The organism is Gordonia asplenii (assembly GCF_012933505.1).
GTDB lineage: Bacteria > Actinomycetota > Actinomycetes > Mycobacteriales > Mycobacteriaceae > Gordonia > Gordonia asplenii.
This window is the reverse complement of sequence record NZ_JABBNB010000094.1, coordinates 1-707: the sequence shown is the minus strand read 5'-3', so window position 1 is coordinate 707 and position 707 is coordinate 1. Positions and strand designations below refer to the sequence as shown.

Genomic DNA, 707 nt, shown 5'->3' with positions numbered 1-707 from the left:
CGGATCAGATCTTTGCGGTGCCCGGCATCGTCGGCGGGGATGGTCGTGCGTTTACGAGCCCGCGGCTGCACACCCGCAATCCCCAACTCGCACATGATCTTCCACACCAGCCACCGCGATGCAGGCTCGCCCACCGCGGCCAGATCGGCGTGGATACGACGAACACCGTGGGCCTTGCGTGACGCCAGCCACATGCCCATGATCACCGCGCCCAGCCGGGTACGGCGCGCCCGCCGAGAACCGGGATCGATCCCCGCACCGCGGTCGGCGTGCCAGCGGTGATAGCCCGTCCGGTCCACCCTCAGCAGCCGGCACATCAGGGCGATCGAGTGGTTGCCTTCTTCAGCCGCGATCAGCAGGTACTTGTCGTTCACCGCTGCTCCCTGGCGAAGAAGGCCGCCGCTTTTTTTAGAAAAGCGTTCTCCTCCTCCAACTCGGCGATCCGTTTACGCATCTCAAACTGGTCATCACTGTCAGGGTCCGCGGCTCGCCGATGCGAACCCGAACCCGACCCGATGGTGCCGGTCGCTTCAGCGACCCACCGACCCACCGACGATTCGGCTAAGTCCAAATCGCGGGCCACCGCAGCGCGTGAACGCCCCAACTCCACCACCATCTTCACCACGTCGGCCTTGAACTTATCGTCGAAAGACCGCCGCTCCCTTCGTACTTCCCTCGTCATGCTCAGCAGTATCCTCTCTCCATCG

The 707-nt window shown here is 64.2% G+C and carries 2 protein-coding genes; both read right to left on the bottom strand.

Annotation, left to right across the window (positions count from 1 at the left end):
* The coding region (locus HH308_RS30610) for an IS3 family transposase (protein WP_170197826.1) at nucleotides 1-374 on the bottom strand (374 nt) is incomplete at its 3' end.
* Nucleotides 371-707: transposase (locus HH308_RS29330; RefSeq protein WP_211188988.1), on the bottom strand; the 337-nt coding region annotated here is incomplete at its 5' end. The genes HH308_RS29330 and HH308_RS30610, both read right to left, overlap by 4 nt.